The sequence below is a fragment of the Halorhodospira halochloris genome, from assembly GCF_002356555.2.
Classification (GTDB): domain Bacteria; phylum Pseudomonadota; class Gammaproteobacteria; order Nitrococcales; family Halorhodospiraceae; genus Halorhodospira; species Halorhodospira halochloris.
The window spans coordinates 1-18,037 of record NZ_AP017372.2; the positions used below are offsets into that span (position 1 = coordinate 1).

Consider the following 18,037-nt stretch of genomic DNA (forward strand, 5'->3'; position numbering starts at 1 on the left):
ATGTGTATGGATGAGTCTCTCTGGGCAGCATGCCTGCAACAACTTGAGGCAGAGGTTGATGAACAACACCTCAACACTTGGATAAGGCCTCTACAGGCTCAACAAGATGATGGTGTTATGCGCCTCTTCGCCCCAAATCGCTTCGTCCACGACTGGGTGAAGGAGAACTATTTTACGAGAATCCAGGAGTTGCTGTGCATCTTTGAGCCGACACAAGCTCCAGAACTGGTCATAGAGGTTGGATCATCTGCAAGGACATCTAAGGTCTCATCGGACAACCAGCAAGAAGCTAGCAGGGACGCCGGAGACGAGCAAAGCCACAAGATTCACCGTAGACCCACAACTGAGACGAACTTGAACCCAAATTTCACCTTCGACACATTCGTCGAAGGTAAATCAAACCAACTCGCAAGGGCAGCGAGCTCGCAGGTTGCTGAGAACCCTGGTAAGGCATATAACCCATTGTTTCTTTATGGTGGTGTCGGCTTGGGTAAGACACACCTTATGCATGCTGTTGGCAACGCAATGCATACGAAAAGGCCGTATAGCCAAGTTGTATACTTGCATTCGGAGAGATTCGTTGCAGAGATGGTCAAAGCGTTGCAGCATAACACTATCAACGACTTCAAACGCCACTACAGATCGTTAGACGTATTGCTGATTGATGACATCCAGTTTTTTGCCGGTAAAGAACGTTCTCAAGAGGAGTTCTTCCATACATTCAATGCTCTGCTTGAGGGTGATCAGCAAATAATAATGACCTGCGACCGATATCCGAAGGAAGTAGACGGTTTAGAAGAGAGGCTTAAGTCAAGGTTCGGCTGGGGGCTTACAGTCGCCATAGAGCCACCTGAACTCGAAACTAGGGTTGCAATACTCAAAAGCAAAGCGGATCGTGACGGTGTAGAACTACCCGACGAGGTGGCATTTTTTGTAGCGAAAAGACTACGATCAAATGTGCGTGAGCTGGAAGGTGCACTGAGGCGTATCACTGCTAATGCTCAGTTCACAGGTAGATCAATTGACGTTGAATTTGCTAAAGAAGCCCTCCGAGACCTTCTTGCACTACACGACAAGCTCATAACTATAGACAACATTCAAAAAACAGTTGCTGCTTACTACAAGATTAGGGTTGCTGACCTGCTATCTAAGCGACGAAGCCGATCTATTACTCGACCACGCCATATGGCCATGGCTCTTGCTAAGGAGATGACAACACATTCACTTCCTGAGATAGGTGACGCATTCGGTGGTCGAGACCACACTACGGTTCTCCATGCAGCACGGAAAACTAAGGAGCTGATTGAGAGTGACTCACGCATAGCTGAAGACTATGAGAACCTCATGAGAACCCTGAGTACCTGATATGAACAAGCTGTGGATAAAAATGAGCTAGATAGTAAATGATTCTATATCAACAGCTTTTCCACAAGTTGTATGATTAGTTGTAGGCCTTCTAGCAACAGCTAATTATGTATTCATATCAAGACTTTAAGGATCTTTTCAACAAGCTGCGAAGATACTAATAATAACAAGAACTATCATAATAAATTAATGGTAAATAATCATGAAGCTACAAGCGCAAAGAGAGAACTTGTTACCAGTTCTTCAACATCTAGTCAGCATCATTGACCGGAAGCAAACTTGGGCTTTACTTAATAATATTCTTATTAAGGCCGAGGATAATGGTCTAAGATTCGTAGCCACAGACATGGAGGTAGAACTAGTGGCGAATATTCAGGCAGATGTAACAGATAATGGAATGGTGACATTATCTAGCAGAAAGTTGATGGATATTTGCCGGAATCTTCCTGAGGAATCATTACTAGATATTGAATTATCAGGAAACAAAGTATTACTCACCTCTGGAAAAAGTCGTTTTAATTTAGGCACAATGCCACCTGATGAATTTCCAGTTCTTGGCTCTATCGAAATTGCCGAAAGCGTAACTGTCAAACAGAACGAACTGAAAGACTTAATCGAACGCACATATTTTTCAATGGCACAACAGGACGTAAGGCAGACACTCAATGGATTATTGCTCGAACTAACTGGTACTGGAGCAAGAGCAGTTGCAACAGATGGCCACAGATTATCTTTAGTCGATAGTAGTAGTGCGATAAAAGTGAATAACCCTTACCAGGTCATCCTGCCTCGCAAAGGGGTTCAGGAGCTTTTGCGCTTGCTTTCAAATAGTGAAGATATAGCTGAACTACAATTAGGCAAGAAACATCTTAGAGTCGAACTAGATGGTATGTGTATGACATCTAATCTGATTGAAGGTAGTTATCCTGATTACAATCGCGTCTTCCCATCAGAAATAGACCATAGTCTTGTAGTTTGTCGTGACTCTTTACGTCAAGCTATTTCTAGAGTTATGGTGCTCTCTAGTGAAAAATCAAGAGGCGTAAGGCTAGCAGCTGAGGAAGATGCTTTGCGAGTTTTCTCACATAATCAAGAAATGGATCAAGAAGAGGCTACAGATGAAATAGAGGCTGAATTTGGCGGGGAGTTAATTGAAATAGGATTTAATGGTTCTTATATCCTTGACGCATTGAATGCAATAGAAGGTGAGAAAGTTGAAATACTGATTGGTAGAAATAATAGCAGTGGCGTTTTTAAAGGCATAGGTGATGAATCAGCGCGCTATGTGATAATGCCGATGAGACTTTGACTTTTAAAATATACAAGTATCATGATTTCAAAATTCTTTTGATAGTGCACGACCCGTAATAAGTGATAACCGCGAGAAAATATTTACATAGCAGGATACTTTGAGTACTTATGAACAAGCTTGATATAGGAGGGTTTCGAAATATACATCATCTGAAAATGAGGCCCAACCAAAGGACAAATATTATAGTCGGTGATAACGCGGCCGGTAAAACTAGTTTTTTAGAGGCTATTTTTTATTTATCACGACTTAGGTCATTCAGAACACAGCGATTGGGGCATCTCATAAATTGGTCAAACCAAAAGTGCCATGTCTTCGCAAAACGTGGAGATGATCGACTAGGAGTAACCCGTAGCGAAAACGCTACTAAAATTCGCGTCAATGGCATGAATATAACCAGCCGTACAGTTCTAGCAAAAAGGTTGCCAGTACAATTAATCAATACAGAGCATCAACGCCTTATACTAGATGGACCAAAAGTCCGCCGAAATTTTCTCGACTGGGGAGCCTTTCACGTAGACAACAAATATCGCAAGATAGCCTTGCGCTACCAAGAGGCATTACGGCAAAGGAATGCGGCTCTGCGTTATGGGCATGACCGTCTTGCAGCATCTTGGATACCCACACTTGCTGAAAGCGCTGCGGCTATTGACAAGTCACGGAGGCAATTTATTGACTCCATCCACCCTCTATGGGCTGAGCTTACTTACACCTGGCTAGGGATAGAGGGTTTAAACTTAACGTACATTGGGAGCTCACCAGAAGATGGTGATTGGCTGAGTTTTTTTTACTCTAACCGCGCTAGAGATTCTAGGCAGGGCTACACTTGCAAGGGACCACATCGAGCAGATTTGCGGATGACTCTAACAAAAACACCTGTCGCCGAAATACTATCTCGCGGGCAGCAGAAATTGTTAGTTGTTGCTCTTCTGTTGGCTGAGGTAAAACTTTGGGCAGATCAGGGTCTACAGCCGCTACTACTTATAGACGATCTTGCTGCTGAACTTGATATCCATCATCTTGCCTACGTCATGCAATCGATTGCCAATATTGAAGCCCAAGTATTTCTAACTGCAATAGATTCCAAGCCTTTAGCAGTCATTAACCAAGATGCTGATTGGTATGCCCTATCATCGGGATGCTTAGAGCCTATGAGGCATTTCTAATATAGGACGCTTAACGTCACTCAGTTCGCTGTTACAAACTAGTAGCAGATAACCTTACGAGTCATTACAAATGGCTGGGTAGAGCTGACAAAGGTTTCTGTGTGTAACTGTTCTAATTTCTGCTCTAACGCCTTATATTCACGCTTGTTATAAGAAAACAAGCTCGTGATGCCTCTGATACAGCTGATTAAGGCAGTCTTTAAGAGCACACAATGTTACAATGTGCAGGTAATTGACCGATTATAGATGAAACATAAAGCCAATGAAGCGGGAGCAACAATGACCACGGAGATCACTCCGCAGTACGATTCAGAAAGCATCCAAGTGCTGCGCGGGCTAGATGCCGTACGCAAGCGTCCTGGTATGTATATCGGGGATACAGATGACGGTACTGGCCTGCACCATATGGTCTTCGAGGTCCTCGATAACTCAATTGATGAAGCACTTGCTGGGCATTGCAGCGAGGTCGGTGTAACGCTACATGCTGATGGCTCGGTTTCAGTCTACGACAACGGCCGTGGCATTCCTGTTGATATACACGCGGAAGAAGGTGTTCCTGCAGCTCAGGTAATTATGACTGTACTCCACGCCGGAGGTAAGTTCGATGATAATTCCTACAAGGTATCGGGTGGGTTGCATGGAGTAGGCGTTTCAGTGGTAAACGCACTTTCGGAGCGGCTACGTTTAGTGATAGAGCGTGATGGCAAGGTTCACGTTCAAGAATACCGCGACGGTGAACCGGTAACTCAACTCAAGGTAGTTGGTGAGACACAACAAACTGGTACATCCATCACCTTCAAGCCGTCGGGTAATGTCTTTACTGACATCAACTTCAATTACGATATACTGGCTAAAAGATTCCGTGAACTATCTTTTCTCAACCCTGGGGTACGCATACATCTCAAGGATGAGAATAGTGAGAAAGAAGACATATTCGAATATACCGGTGGAATACGTGCCTTTGTTGAACACCTTAATCGAAATAAGACGCCTCTACACTCAACTGTATTTTATCTAACAGCGTGGCGCGATGATGTTGGTGTAGACATAGCGATGCAATGGAATGATTCGTACCAAGAAAATATATTTACTTTTACCAATAATATACCGCAGCGCGACGGCGGCACTCATCTTGCTGGCTTTCGTGGTGCCTTGACAAGAACCATAAACCATTACTTAGAGAGTGAAGGTTACCTGAAACGTCTTAAGACTACCCCGTCTGGAGAAGACGTAAGAGAGGGGCTAACAGCAGTCATTTCGGTCAAAGCCCCAGATCCGAAATTTTCATCACAAACCAAGGATAAGCTGGTTTCATCTGAGATCAAAGGGATTGTTGAGTCACTCTTGACAGAATCATTGAACACATTTCTGGCCGAAAATCCCAGTGAGGCTAAAGCAATTGCAGAGCGTGTAATTGACGCCTGTAGGGCGCGTGATGCAGCTCGCCGCGCTCGAGAAATGACACGTCGCAAAGGGGCACTTGATATTGCGGGGTTGCCGGGCAAACTTGCCGATTGCCAAGAGCGTAATCCAGCACAGTCGGAAATATACCTAGTCGAGGGCGATTCAGCAGGTGGCTCTGCGAAACAGGGTCGAGATCGACGCACTCAGGCTATTCTCCCGCTTAAAGGGAAGATACTTAACGTTGAAAAGGCTCGATTCGACAAAATGCTCTCATCTGTTGAGGTGGGGACATTGATCACAGCCCTAGGGTGTGGGATTGGTCGGGATGATTTTGATCCGGACAAGCTGCGCTATCATCGCATAATAATTATGACTGATGCCGATGTGGACGGATCGCATATCCGCACCCTGCTCCTTACGTTCTTTTATAGGCAAATGCGCGAACTTGTCGAAAGAGGCAACGTATATATCGCGCAGCCACCTTTATATAAGATAAAACGCGGTAAACAGGAATATTATGTGAAGGATGAAGGTGAGCTAACTGAATATCTGCTGGAACAAGCTCTGGATGGTGCCGCACTGCATCCTGGTGGAGGAGTGCCTCCTGTAACGGGAGAGGCGCTTGGCCGTTTGGCGAGGCGTTATTTCGAGGCTATGGACTTGATAGAACACGTCTCGCGACGTTGGGATCCATTAATACTTGAACAAATGACTGTTCTACCGCCCATCAGCGAGGATGATATAACCGACGCGGATAATATGAGCGTATGGTTTAATCAACTAGCGGAGCGTCTAAATAGTTCCACTGATGCAGGAAGCCAATACAGGTGTGAGATACAGCGTGGGCCGGATGGCGGGTTTCAAACTGCTGTAGTGACAAGACGGATGCATGGTATTCACCACCCATTTACCTTCAACGCGCAATTCTTCCTATCTGCCGAGTACGAGACATTAAAATCTCTGGCTAGCCTATTGGATGGCCTACTTGAGAGTGACGCAGAGATAGTCCGTGGGGAGAAGCGTCATCCGGTCGATTCACTTCGTGCAGCAGTTGAGTGGTTGATGGAGGAGGCCAAACGGGGGCAAACGATTCAACGGTATAAGGGACTTGGTGAAATGAACCCAGATCAACTTTGGGAGACTACCATGAATCCTGAGACCCGCCGCTTGTTGAGGGTCACAATAGATGATGCTGTAGCTGCAGATGAAATATTTACAACTTTAATGGGTGATCATGTTGAACCAAGACGTGACTTCATAGAACGCAACGCACTAGCCGTTTCTAATCTGGATGTATAGTTTGTATGCCTAGTTTTGAGTGGTCAGTCTAACTTCACCATCTCACCTTCAATCCAGGACTCAACTTGGGCTAATACTTCACCCTTTGTGCGTCCACGGGTCTCTATCGGAGGTCCGATCACGACATCGATAGTCCCTGGATAACGCAGGAAACTTCTTCTAGGCCAGTGCTTACCAGCATTATGCGCTACCGGAACGATCGGTCGTTCTGACTTGATTGCAAGCTGAACTCCGCCACCCTGATAGCGCGCCTTTTCCCCCGGCGACACCCGAGTTCCCTCTGGGAATATCAATACCCATAAGCCACTATTCAAACGCTCTATACCCTGCTCCAACACTTGCTGACGGGCATTACTAGTCGCTCCACGGTCAATAGCGATGGGCCTGAGCAGACTAAGTCCCCACCCAAAAAAGGGTATCCTCAATAGAGATCTCTTTAATACCCAGGTAGTCGGATGAAAGTACTTAGCAAGGGCAAGGGTCTCCCAGGCGGATTGGTGCTTTGACATAACAACGCATGGTTGTTGTGGAATGTTTTCCTTGCCACGGACACTGACCCGAATACCGCAAAGCGGGCGTAACGAGTCAATGATGAGCCACGACCACGTCATCAAAAAATTATATCGCCATTGGTAGGGCAAAGGTATAACAAATAGGGCACCGATGGCCCAAAGCGGGGTACTCAAGATCATTAGCGAGAGATGGGCGGTACTACCTAGCAGGATGCGGGGCTTATTTGATTTCATCACGTGATTATCCAGGGATTATTGTTCTTGTTGCAGGAGAAAATCAACGACTTGACTAAGATCTTGAAATATTTCGGCTTGACTGACCACATCAGACCCGATACTCATTTCACCCTTGCCGGTTCGTACTAGCATAGGGCGAGCTCCTACAGCTACGGCAGCCTCAAGGTCACGCGGAGAGTCGCCAACAACCGGAACATCAGTGAGTTCATGACCAAGCTGTCTGGCGAGTTTCTGATACATGCCTGGCTTCGGCTTACGGCAGCTACAGCCATTACTTGGTCCATGTGGGCAATATACCAGTGCAGTGATCTTGCCTCCTGCAGACTCAACAGTAGATTCCAGTAATCTGTGGATAGCTACTAAGGTCTCCTCAGAGATGAGGCCACGGTATACCCCAGATTGGTTGGTAGCTACTGTAACATGCCAACCAGCACGGCTTAGACGAGCAATTGCCTCAATACTGCCGGGCAACGGCACCCATTCATCTGGCGATCGGATAAAGTCATCCGAGTCGTAATTTATGACTCCGTCTCTATCCAATATTATCCAGGGGGTGTACCCCATACCATGGGAGACCATTTATTAAGCCGGCAACTCAGAAAGATCGGCTACGCTTGAAAAGGCAACACGTATACCATCCAGCAGTTGCAGACGCTTCGCTCTTTTACCCGGATCATCATCCATAACCATTACCTCATCAAAAAACCTATTAATCGGTACATATAGGTTTGCTAAGGCGATGAGCGCATTACTATAGTCGCCGTCATCGATCAATGGCCTGGCTTTTTGCCAGGATTGCTTCAGGGCGGAGGCTAACTCTTGCTCTGCTGATTCTGTACCAGGCGGAGGTGTAGCTGGGTCACCCGCTACGCATTCGTCGGCGTTTTTGAGGATATTACGAATCCTTTTATTGGCAGCTGCTAGACTCTCTGCTTCAGAGAGCTGCCAGAACTGTGCACAAGCAGTTAAGCGGCGATGGAAATCGAACATGGATAAAGGCCTTACTGCTGCAACAGCTGCATAGAACTCCGCTGCATATCCATGATCAGTGTAATAGCCGCGCAAACGCTCCTGACAAAAACTAAACACCTGATTTGCAACATCATCTGGTGCTATATCAAGAGGTAACTGGGCAGCAGCCGTCTCGAGTAACTCAAGTAAATTAAGATCATAGCCCCCTTCTATCAAACACCTTAATAACCCGATCGCTGCTCGTCGCAGAGCAAAGGGGTCCTTATCCGCGCTGGGCGGGCCGTCTGCTGCAAAGATGCTAACCAGTGTATCAACCCGATCGGCAACACTGACAACCAAAGCAAGTTCAGTTGACGGGAGCTGATCACCGGCAAAGGCGGGTTTGTAGTGCTCCTTAATAGCTTGGGATACGTCCTCACCCTCCCCGTCAGCCGCGGCGTAATAACCACCCATGATCCCCTGCAGCTCAGGAAATTCCCCTACCATTTCGGTTACCAAATCTGCCTTGCACAATTCGCCAGCTCGGCGAGCATTATCCTTATCAGCCCCTATATAAGGGGCTAAAACTGAGGCAATCTCGGCAATTCTTTGGCTGCGCGAACGCAAATCGCCTAACCGGCGATGGAACGTAACTGCGGCTAGGTCATCAAGACGTTCTGCGAGACTCTTGCGCCTATCCTGAAGCCAGAAAAATTCGGCATCAGCAAGTCGTGGACGGATTACCCTTTCGTTGCCGCGCCTAACTTCATCTGGATTGCTGCTCTCAATGTTGGCTACGGCTATAAAACTAGCCAACAGACGTCCACTTTGGCTGCGGACCGGGATACAACGTTGATGACCCTGCATGCTCGATATCAGGGCCTCCTCTGGAACGGCAAGAAAGCGTTCATCAAAGTCACCGGTCAAGGCAACCGGCCATTCAACTAAAGCTGTAATCTCATCGAGCAGTCCATCATCAATAACTGGAGAGCCACCGAGTCTTTGGGCATGACTGAGTATATCTTGCTCTACACGCTGGCGACGCACATGAAAGTCGGCTATGACATAGCCTCTCTCCATCAACAACTTTTCATAATCAACGCTTCGTTCAACTACAATTCCTTCTCTGGCTGCGCCGTGGAAACGATGCCCGTAAGTTACACGGCCGCAAGGAATACCCAGTATGGAACCATCCACAACCTCATCGGCAAGTAGAGCTACGACCCAATGAATTGGCCTGACGAACTCAGCTTCACCTGCTCCCCAACGCATCCGCTTAGGAATAGGTAACCGCTTCAAAGCAGCTTCAATGGCCTCAGGAATTAAATCCTGGGCATACTTGCCTGGTTGATTGCCTCTCCAAGCTATCCTTCTACCTTTTTCAGTCTCGACCACCTCGAGACTCTCCGTGTCTACCCCGCAAGAGCGGGCGAATCCAATTGCAGCTTTAGTCCAATTACCGTCTTTATCAAGTGCTGCCTCTTCCTTCGGACCGAGACGCTCGACTTGTTCATCTGGCTGGACGCGTTTGATGCTTTCGATCCTGACAGCCAATCGGCGCGGAGAGGCAAAAGGTTTAACTAGTTGCGGATTGAGCCGCGCCTGATCAAGCTCTTTCACCAGCTCACTGGCGAACGCATCCATCAGCTGTCGCAACACGCGAGGAGGCAACTCCTCAGTTCCTATTTCCACCAACAATGGCGCTTCCTCAGCCATGCTTCGCCTCCTGATTGCGCAGCATTGGGAATCCTAAAGCCTCACGTGCCGCGTAATAGCTGTTTGCCACCGAACGTGCAAGGTTACGAACACGCAAGATGTATCCTTGTCGTTCAGTGACTGAGATTGCACCCCTGGCGTCAAGTAAGTTGAACACGTGAGATGCTTTTAATACCTGTTCATATGCAGGCAGCGGCAATTGCTGTTCAACAAGTTTTTGGCACTGCCCCTCGAGTGACTCAAAGTGTCGTCTAAGCTCATCAACCGGGGCATGCTCAAAGTTATATGCAGATTGCTCACGCTCATTCTGTAGAAATACGTCGCCGTAGGTTACTGGCCCGGCTTCGGTGTGAGCCCACACTAAGTCATAGACGCTTTCTACGTCTTGAACATACATGGCAATACGCTCTAACCCATAGGTAATCTCGCCCATTACAGGGCGGCAGTCGAGCCCCCCAACCTGTTGGAAGTATGTGAACTGGGTTATCTCCATGCCATTGAGCCAAACTTCCCAACCTAGACCCCAGGCACCAAGTGTTGGAGATTCCCAGTCATCTTCAACAAAACGAATGTCATGTACTAACGGATCAATACCTATGCGCTCCAGCGAACGTATAAAACGATCTTGAAAGTCGGCCGGCGAAGGTTTGAGCACTACCTGATACTGGTAATAGTGTTGGAGTCGATTAGGGTTCTCCCCGTAGCGACCATCAGTAGGGCGACGTGAAGGCTGAACGTAAGCGGCATGCCAGGGTTCAGGACCTATAGCGCGTAAAAAAGTAGAAGGATGGAAAGTGCCCGCCCCAACTTCCATATCAAGGGGTTGGACTATTACGCACCCCTGCTCTGCCCAAAACTCTTGCAGTGCAAGTATCAGTTCCTGAAAATCCTGCGGTAGCTGCGCCAAGCTCGCCTCCGTATCAGTGCTTGTTTAGGCGGGCAGTATAATGGGTTTTGGCCTGTCACCAAATACCATGGGGCTGTATAATCGCGATCTGCTAAAAATGAATGACGTAATTAGTACAAGGATCTATGACCGCAAAGCGTAAAGCACTTGCCCTCATCTCTGGTGGCCTTGATTCCATGCTTGCTGCTCGAGTTATCCAGGATCAGGGTATCCATGTTGAGGGTGTTAATTTCTACACTGGCTTTTGTGTTGAAGGCCATACCCATGCCATCCGCAACAAAGATCAGCATCGACCCAAGCAGAACAATGCGCTGTGGGTAGCTGAGAAACTCAACATGCGCCTGCATATTGAGGATGTGATTGAAGAGTACAAGGAAGTCTTAACGAATCCGCGCTATGGTTATGGAGCAAACCTAAACCCCTGTCTTGATTGCAAGATATTCATGGTACGCAAGGCAAGGGAGTGGATAGAAGCCAACGGTTTTGACTTTATTATAACCGGCGAAGTAGTAGGTCAACGTCCGAAGTCACAGAAAAAGAAACTCCTCCCCATAATCTCTGACGAGTCAGAAGCCGAAGATCGGCTGCTCCGGCCACTCTCGGCGAAGCTGCTTGAACCATCTCTGCCTGAGCGTGAGGGTTGGGTTGATCGTGACCAGCTATTTGACTTTCATGGCCGCAGCCGCAAGCCGCAAATGGCACTAGCGCGCCAGCTTGGCATGCAAGAGTGGGCACAACCTGCAGGCGGGTGTTGCTTCCTGACTGATGAGAAATACTCGGCTAAGCTAAGCGATCTGTGGCGCTCACGTGGGGCAAAAAACTATGATATGGAAGATATCATGATGCTCAAAGTCGGTAGACACTTGCGTCCGCGGGAAAGGTTCAAACTGATCATTGCTCGAGATGAGGGAGAGACAAATTATCTAAAAGGCTACCGTGACCGGTTTACATCTTTCCAAACAGTTAGCCATAGCGGACCGATTGCCCTGCTCGATGGCCATATCGAAGAAGGCGACATAAATCTTGCAGCGCGCATAGTCGCCCGTTTCTCATCCGGAAGGAGTGAGGCGCAGGTGGAGCTTGAAACCGCCGCACCCGATGGCAGTACTGAGCGGCTAACGGTTGCGCCTCTCCCGGCAGATCAAGTACCCGATCATTGGTATATCGGAGGGAAAGCTTGAAACGTGACTTACTTGACTGCCGCAATCTCCTCTGTCCCATGCCAGTCATCCGCACGCAAGCATCAATCGCACGGATGCAGCCAGGCGATGAACTGGAAGTTATCGCGACCGACCCTGGTGCATTACAGGACATACCAGCCTGGTGTCGAGTTCATGGCCACGAGCTGCTTGACACCTGGGAGGATGGCAAAGAAATCCACTTGCTGATTCGTGCAAATGCCCCACAATAGTGCCCAGGTATGGCGCGTTGCCCATTTTTTGAGCAGCAGCTGTGCGGTAATAGCTGTCGGGCATTCGCCCCTATAGATACTTAACCACGATTTATAACCAAAAGAGGCAAGTTGACAATGGCACGCACTGCAGAAGAAGTACTCAAATTGATGAGCGACGAAGATGTGAAATTCGTCGACCTTCGCTTTACCGATACCCGCGGCAAGGAAATGCACGTCACCATCCCTGCCGACCAAGTGGACGAGGAGTTATTCGAAGATGGCACCATGTTCGATGGCTCCTCAATTCAGGGCTGGAAAGGCATTCAGGAATCGGACATGATCATGTTGCCGGATCCGGATTCAGCCACGCTCGACCCATTCTATGATGAGCCGACACTAAATCTAGTTTGCGATATCCTCGAACCCAGTACACTGCAAGGCTACGACCGTGATCCGCGTTCCGTTGCCCGCCGTGCCGAGGCTTATCTGGCTTCGAGCGGAGTTGGGGATAGCGCACTTTTCGGGCCCGAACCGGAGTTCTTCGTCTTTGACGATGTGCGTTGGGGCGCTGATATGAGTGGCTCATTTTATCAAATTGACTCTGAGGAGGCAGGCTGGAACTCTGAGCGCGTCTATAAGGACGGCAATATCGGCCATCGACCGAGCGTTAAGGGTGGGTATTTCCCGGTTCCGCCCGTCGACTCCCTGCACGATATTAGAGCCGCGATGTGTCAAGCAATGGCCGACATGGGACTTGAGCCTGAGGTGCACCACCACGAAGTTGCCACAGCTGGACAATGTGAGATTGGAGTCGCTGCACGCACTTTGGTAAAAAAGGCAGACGAGCTGCAAATCCTTAAGTATTGCGTCCATAACGTTGCCCATGCTTACGGCAAAACGGCTACGTTCATGCCCAAGCCGCTAGTCGGCGACAATGGCAGCGGTATGCATGTTCATCAGTCGATATCGAAAGGAGGCCGCAACATCTTTAGTGGCGACCAGTATGGTGGGCTCTCAGAAGAAGCGCTTTACTATATCGGTGGTATCATAAAACACGCCAAGGCTATCAACGCCTTCGCCAACGCCTCGACAAATAGCTATAAGCGCCTTGTCCCCGGGTTCGAAGCACCGGTGCTGCTAGCCTATTCAGCACGCAACCGTTCGGCATCGGTTAGAGTTCCCTACGTTACTAACCCAAAAGCGCGACGCATTGAGGTTCGCTTTCCCGATCCGACCGGCAATCCTTATCTGGCTTTCGCCTCAATGCTCATGGCTGGGCTTGATGGTATTCGCAATAGGCTCCATCCGGGCGAAGCAATGGACAAGGACCTCTACGATTTGCCGGCAGAGGAGGAGAAACAGATTCCGCGGGTTGCAATCCAGCTTGATGAGGCGCTGGAAGCCCTCGACAACGACCGCGAGTTCCTCAAACAAGGCGGAGTCTTTTCCGATGATATGATCGACGCCTATATTGAGTTAAAGATGGAAGATGTAACCCGCATGCGGATGACTACCCACCCCGTGGAATTCGATCTCTATTACAGCTGTTAACTTACGCCGCATCGGCATCGCAGCAATGGAGGGGAGGCAGCTCCTCCTCCTCCATTGGCTGCTGTTATTCAGTGATAGTCTGCGGGGCTCATGAGTATCGACCTGGCCTATAACTTGCAAATGATCGTACATGACCCCGAACATCCACCCATCTAGGCTGATACTCGATGAGCTGACAACCGCCATAATGGTGGTCGATGCAGAGCATCGCATATTATCTCTAAACCACGCCGCTGAAGAGCTATTTCGCGTTAGCGCACGTCAAGTTCATGGTCAAGAATTAGAACAGGCCATTCGCGCGACAGATATATTCAGCGAATTGATAAATACTGCCTGCACTTCCGGGGGGAGCTATACACAGCGTGAGCGCCGCGTAAACATCAGCGATCAGCGCATGGTGACAATAGATTGCACGGTTACTCCTCTTGAAGGTGAGCGGGTGCTGATTGAGATCGCAGAGGTTGATCGCCATACCCGCATCACCAAAGAACATAACCTGGTTGTACAGAATAGGGCCATTGCTGAGCTACTCCGTGGTCTGGCTCACGAGGTTAAAAACCCTCTAGGTGGTTTGCGGGGAGCAGCTCAGCTGCTAGAGGCAGAACTAAGTGATAACGAACTTCGCGAGTATACCCAGGTAATAATCAGTGAGGCCGATCGGCTCAAGAATTTAGTTGACACCCTGCTTGGCCCCAAAAATCCAACCTCACCTGAGATTGTCAATGTCCATGAGGTGCTTGAAAGGGTTCGTGCCCTAGTCGATGCTGAAGGAATTGAGGGTGAAGCAGGGGTCGTTATGTCTCCAGTACCTATAGTACGTGATTACGATCCGAGTATTCCCCTACTGTATGTTGAGCGGGACCATCTCATCCAGGCCCTACTCAACCTGGTTCGCAATGCCCGGCAATCAGCGGGTCCCCAGGGCAATATAATCCTGCGAACCCGGACTCAGCGCCAAATGACTATCGCCGACAAGGTCCATAGATTGGTTGCGCGTATAGATGTAGAGGACGATGGGCCCGGTATACCGGTTGAACAACAAGAGCAGATCTTCTTCCCCATGGTCACCAGCAGGGCAGAGGGAAGCGGTCTAGGCCTGCCTATCGCGCAGAATCTGGTAAGCCGGATGGGTGGACTTATAGAGTTCACCAGCGAACCGGGGTGCACCGTATTCACTATATGGTTACCGATGGAGACTGATCATGAATGATGATCTAGGCAGTGTTTGGGTCATCGATGATGACCGGTCCATACGCTGGGTATTGGAAAAAGCCCTACAGCGCGCAGGTTATCGAGTTAGGTGCTTTGACAACGCCGACCATGCCCTGGAAGGCCTGCAACATGAACTGCCGGCAGCACTGATAACTGATATCCGCATGCCGGGAACCGATGGACATGAATTGCTAGCGCGGACTCGTGCCCAGTGTCCCGAGTTACCGGTTATAGTAATCACCGCCTACTCTGACCTTGATGCCGCGGTTAGCTCTTATGAGGGCGGCGCCTTCGAGTATTTACCCAAGCCATTTGATGTTGGTGAAGCAGTTGATCTGATCCACCGCGCCGTAGCTAGCCGTCAACCCAGTCAGCACCGAGCTGAGCAGCCAGAAGCCACAACCGAGATACTCGGTGAGGCTACGGCGATGCAGGAGGTCTTTCGGGCCATTGGTCGGTTGTCGCGCTCCAGTGTGACTGTACTGATAAACGGTGAATCGGGCACTGGCAAGGAGCTGGTTGCTAGGGCACTGCACCGACACAGCCCACGCTCTAGCGGTCCATTTGTAGCCCTAAACATGGCTGCCATACCGCACGATCTGATGGAATCCGAACTGTTTGGCCACGAGAAGGGCGCTTTTACCGGTGCACAGCAAACCCGTCGAGGTCGTTTTGAACAAGCTGATGGTGGCACGTTATTCCTAGACGAGATCGGAGATATGCCAGCCGATCTGCAGACTCGGCTGCTACGAGTGCTGGCTGATGGACAGTTTTATCGGGTCGGCTCGCATACGGCTATGCAGGTAGATGTGCGCATAATAGCTGCGACCCATCAAGATATGGATAAACGTGTCGCTGCCGGATTGTTCCGGGAAGATCTATACCATCGGCTCAACGTTATCCGTATCCAACTCCCTGCCTTGCGCCAACGCCGTGAAGATATCCCGCTGTTAGCCAAACACTTCTTAGCAACTGCAGCCCAAGAGCTAAATGTTGAGCCGAAGGTGCTCAATCCAGTTGTTGAGAAAATGCTTATGGAGCTGGATTGGCCAGGTAACGTCAGGCAGCTTGAGAATACTTGCCGGTGGTTGACAGTTATGGCGAGCGGTCAGGAAGTAGTCCCTGAAGATCTTCCTGCGCAACTGCGCGACTCCGGCCGCAATAGTTGCCAACATGCCGAACAAGAATCGTCTCAGCAACTAGATGCTGCCAACCACGCCAGTCATAAATCTGAGCCAGATGACTATGCAGGCAATGACGAACTCACCACCAATAGCGATGACTGGACGCGACCACTAGCCTTATGGGCTGAAAAAACCCTAGCGAACGGCAATCACCATATACTCGATGACGCCTTACCTAAATTGGAAAGGACTCTAATCAACGCGGCATTAGCCTATACTCAAGGCCATCGCCAAGAGGCGGCCCGACTACTAGGTTGGGGACGCAACACTTTGACGCGCAAGATAAAAGAGCTAAACATAGGAGAAAATTAGATACCCTTATACCTCAGCCTTAGGCGTCCTCTCCATAAGTTCAGTTACTGCACGTGCAGGGTCTATGGCCCCACTAACCAGACGATAAACACATGAACAGATGGGCATTTCTATAGCATAGCGCGCTGCTAAGGAGTAGAGTTCAGCGGCAGTGCGTGCCCCCTCAACAGTACTACCTACTACCTCAAGGGCTTCATCAATAGCCGCTCCTCGGCCGAGCGCCAGCCCGAAACGACGATTGCGGGACTGATCATCGGTACAGGTCAACAACAAATCACCGAGACCGGCAAGGCCGATTAGGGTGCGCGGATCAGCACCTAAGGCCGCGCCTAGCCGAGTGATTTCAGCCATTCCGCGGGTCACCAAGGCAGCCCGGGCGTTAGCTCCGAGGCCCATACCATCACTGACTCCAGTTGCTACGGCTAAGACATTCTTAACCGCACCGCCGAGCTCGACGCCGACCATATCGGGGTTGGTGTATAGGCGAAAACGCTCGCAGTGAAACGCATCAACCATCTGCGCAGCAAAATCATCACTGCTCGCTGCTACGGTCATGGCAGCTGGTAGACCTTGCCCTACCTCAGCAGCAAATGTTGGACCGGAGAGCACAGCGATTTGGGGCTCGGGGGTTATCTCCTGTTCAACGATGCCGTGCAAAAACCCGCCCGAATCGGCATCTAGCCCCTTCGTAGCCCATGCTACACGCTGCGGCCTGAAAGGTGCTAGCCGGCGTATAGTAGCGCGAAAGGCTACACTGGGGGTAGCAACAAGGATCCAGTCGCTGCCCGTAATGGCAGCAGCGAAATCAGCGGTTGGCTCAATGGTGTCAGGCAGAGGACATCCAGGCAGGTGACGCCGATTCTCACGATCGATGACCATCGCTTGGACATGATCGGCATCGCGCGCCCAGAGCCTGACCTCGTGTTGATTGTCTCCTAAGACCTTCGCTAGAGCACTGCCCCACGCTCCAGCGCCGAGTACAGCTATTCTATCTACCAAGGTAGCCCCTACTGTTGGGTGGCTTGCTGACGTTGTTGTTGGTAAAGCGCTTCGAAATTTACCGGAGCCAGTAACAGTTGAGGGAAACCGCCTTTAACTACAAGATCATTTATTGCCTCACGGGCAAAAGGAAAAAGTTGCCCCGGGCAGAACGCGCCCAGAACGCGATCAAGTTCCTGGTTCGTAAACCCCTCCAGGCGAAATACTCCACCCTGCTTAACCTCACATAGATAGGCCGTTTGCTCATTGTTCTTAGCTGTAACGGTGACAGTTAGGAGGACATCGTAGGTATTCTCATCTAAGTTTTTGGCTCTAGAACCGAGTTCTACATCGACCTGCGGCTTCCACTCAGACCGAAAGGCCTCAGGTGTGTTGGGAGCCTCAAAAGAGACATCGCTTAGATAGACTTTAGCTATCTGAAATCTTTGTTGCTGGGCATCCTGGCCACCTGCTGCTGTTGCGGAGGAATCCTTGCCGTTACCGTTAGTATTATCTTCAGCCATTTTTGATAATCCCTGAC

The 18,037-nt window shown here is 49.4% G+C and carries 15 protein-coding genes; 9 read left to right on the top strand and 6 right to left on the bottom strand.

What is annotated here, in order from left to right:
* Positions 1 to 6 precede the first annotated feature (6 nt).
* From dnaA to gyrB, 4 genes are all read left to right on the top strand, one after another.
* Positions 7 to 1,365, top strand: coding sequence for a chromosomal replication initiator protein DnaA (gene dnaA / locus HH1059_RS00005; RefSeq protein WP_096410260.1), 1,359 nt, complete (start codon positions 7 to 9; stop codon positions 1,363 to 1,365).
* 202 nt (positions 1,366 to 1,567) lie between these two features.
* A complete protein-coding gene (dnaN, locus tag HH1059_RS00010; RefSeq protein WP_096406829.1) occupies positions 1,568 to 2,674 on the top strand; it encodes a DNA polymerase III subunit beta in 1,107 nt (368 codons plus the stop codon).
* Between the two features lie 110 nt (positions 2,675 to 2,784).
* Positions 2,785 to 3,840 carry a DNA replication/repair protein RecF gene (gene recF / locus HH1059_RS00015; RefSeq protein WP_096406832.1) on the top strand — a complete coding sequence of 352 codons (1,056 nt, stop codon included), beginning with the start codon at positions 2,785 to 2,787 and terminating at the stop codon, positions 3,838 to 3,840.
* A 279-nt stretch (positions 3,841 to 4,119) separates the two neighbouring features.
* Complete coding sequence (gene gyrB, locus HH1059_RS00020; RefSeq protein ID WP_096406834.1) at positions 4,120 to 6,543, top strand: DNA topoisomerase (ATP-hydrolyzing) subunit B; 2,424 nt, start codon at positions 4,120 to 4,122, stop codon at positions 6,541 to 6,543.
* A gap of 23 nt (positions 6,544 to 6,566) precedes the next feature.
* Here gyrB and HH1059_RS00025 read toward each other — a convergent pair whose 3' ends face one another.
* From HH1059_RS00025 to glyQ, 4 genes are read right to left on the bottom strand one after another with little or no spacing between them, the layout of a single operon-like run.
* Positions 6,567 to 7,289, bottom strand: coding sequence for a lysophospholipid acyltransferase family protein (locus tag HH1059_RS00025; RefSeq protein WP_096406837.1), 723 nt, complete (start codon positions 7,287 to 7,289; stop codon positions 6,567 to 6,569).
* 18 nt (positions 7,290 to 7,307) lie between these two features.
* Entirely contained in the window at positions 7,308 to 7,832 is a 525-nt protein-coding gene (gene gmhB, locus HH1059_RS00030) for a D-glycero-beta-D-manno-heptose 1,7-bisphosphate 7-phosphatase (RefSeq protein WP_231901965.1), read from the bottom strand.
* Between the two features lie 42 nt (positions 7,833 to 7,874).
* Positions 7,875 to 9,959: a glycine--tRNA ligase subunit beta gene (gene glyS, locus HH1059_RS00035; RefSeq protein WP_096406839.1), complete on the bottom strand. Its 2,085-nt coding sequence runs from the start codon at positions 9,957 to 9,959 to the stop codon at positions 7,875 to 7,877.
* Positions 9,952 to 10,866 (bottom strand): glycine--tRNA ligase subunit alpha, encoded by a 915-nt coding sequence (gene glyQ / locus HH1059_RS00040; RefSeq protein WP_096406842.1) that lies wholly within the window; start codon positions 10,864 to 10,866, stop codon positions 9,952 to 9,954. The genes glyS and glyQ overlap by 8 nt, the downstream gene beginning before the upstream one ends.
* A gap of 125 nt (positions 10,867 to 10,991) precedes the next feature.
* Here glyQ and HH1059_RS00045 point away from each other — a divergent pair, with 125 nt between their 5' ends.
* The 5 genes from HH1059_RS00045 to glnG all read left to right on the top strand — a co-directional run bounded on the left by HH1059_RS00045 (position 10,992) and on the right by glnG (position 16,518).
* The gene (locus HH1059_RS00045; protein WP_096406844.1) at positions 10,992 to 12,047 is read left to right on the top strand and encodes a tRNA (5-methylaminomethyl-2-thiouridylate)-methyltransferase; all 1,056 of its coding nucleotides are present in this window, start codon (positions 10,992 to 10,994) and stop codon (positions 12,045 to 12,047) included.
* Positions 12,044 to 12,277: a sulfurtransferase TusA family protein gene (locus HH1059_RS00050; protein ID WP_096406847.1), complete on the top strand. Its 234-nt coding sequence runs from the start codon at positions 12,044 to 12,046 to the stop codon at positions 12,275 to 12,277. The genes HH1059_RS00045 and HH1059_RS00050 overlap by 4 nt, the downstream gene beginning before the upstream one ends.
* A 117-nt stretch (positions 12,278 to 12,394) precedes the next feature.
* Positions 12,395 to 13,810: a glutamate--ammonia ligase gene (gene glnA, locus HH1059_RS00055; RefSeq protein ID WP_096406849.1), complete on the top strand. Its 1,416-nt coding sequence runs from the start codon at positions 12,395 to 12,397 to the stop codon at positions 13,808 to 13,810.
* A 130-nt stretch (positions 13,811 to 13,940) separates the two neighbouring features.
* On the top strand, positions 13,941 to 15,020 hold the full coding sequence (gene glnL / locus HH1059_RS00060) for a nitrogen regulation protein NR(II) (protein ID WP_096406852.1): 1,080 nt from the start codon (positions 13,941 to 13,943) through the stop codon (positions 15,018 to 15,020).
* On the top strand, positions 15,013 to 16,518 hold the full coding sequence (glnG, locus tag HH1059_RS00065) for a nitrogen regulation protein NR(I) (RefSeq protein WP_096406854.1): 1,506 nt from the start codon (positions 15,013 to 15,015) through the stop codon (positions 16,516 to 16,518). The genes glnL and glnG overlap by 8 nt, the downstream gene beginning before the upstream one ends.
* A 6-nt stretch (positions 16,519 to 16,524) precedes the next feature.
* Here the strand turns inward: glnG and HH1059_RS00070 are convergent, their stop codons facing one another.
* Together HH1059_RS00070 and secB are read right to left on the bottom strand one after the other, a co-directional pair.
* Positions 16,525 to 17,517 carry an NAD(P)H-dependent glycerol-3-phosphate dehydrogenase gene (locus HH1059_RS00070; protein WP_096406857.1) on the bottom strand — a complete coding sequence of 331 codons (993 nt, stop codon included), beginning with the start codon at positions 17,515 to 17,517 and terminating at the stop codon, positions 16,525 to 16,527.
* Positions 17,518 to 17,525: 8 nt separating this feature from the next.
* Positions 17,526 to 18,020, bottom strand: coding sequence for a protein-export chaperone SecB (gene secB / locus HH1059_RS00075; protein WP_096406860.1), 495 nt, complete (start codon positions 18,018 to 18,020; stop codon positions 17,526 to 17,528).
* Positions 18,021 to 18,037 lie beyond the last annotated feature (17 nt).

What these genes read in the sequence shown, in the direction of transcription:
- dnaA (WP_096410260.1), top strand. Translation starts at nt 7, where the DNA reads ATGGATGAGTCTCTCTGGGCAGCATGCCTGCAACAACTTGAGGCAGAG.
- dnaN (WP_096406829.1), top strand. Translation starts at nt 1,568, where the DNA reads ATGAAGCTACAAGCGCAAAGAGAGAACTTGTTACCAGTTCTTCAACAT.
- recF (WP_096406832.1), top strand. Translation starts at nt 2,785, where the DNA reads ATGAACAAGCTTGATATAGGAGGGTTTCGAAATATACATCATCTGAAA.
- gyrB (WP_096406834.1), top strand. Translation starts at nt 4,120, where the DNA reads ATGACCACGGAGATCACTCCGCAGTACGATTCAGAAAGCATCCAAGTG.
- HH1059_RS00025 (WP_096406837.1), bottom strand. Translation starts at nt 7,289, where the DNA reads ATGAAATCAAATAAGCCCCGCATCCTGCTAGGTAGTACCGCCCATCTC.
- glyS (WP_096406839.1), bottom strand. Translation starts at nt 9,959, where the DNA reads ATGGCTGAGGAAGCGCCATTGTTGGTGGAAATAGGAACTGAGGAGTTG.
- HH1059_RS00045 (WP_096406844.1), top strand. Translation starts at nt 10,992, where the DNA reads ATGACCGCAAAGCGTAAAGCACTTGCCCTCATCTCTGGTGGCCTTGAT.
- glnA (WP_096406849.1), top strand. Translation starts at nt 12,395, where the DNA reads ATGGCACGCACTGCAGAAGAAGTACTCAAATTGATGAGCGACGAAGAT.
- glnL (WP_096406852.1), top strand. Translation starts at nt 13,941, where the DNA reads ATGACCCCGAACATCCACCCATCTAGGCTGATACTCGATGAGCTGACA.
- glnG (WP_096406854.1), top strand. Translation starts at nt 15,013, where the DNA reads ATGAATGATGATCTAGGCAGTGTTTGGGTCATCGATGATGACCGGTCC.
- secB (WP_096406860.1), bottom strand. Translation starts at nt 18,020, where the DNA reads ATGGCTGAAGATAATACTAACGGTAACGGCAAGGATTCCTCCGCAACA.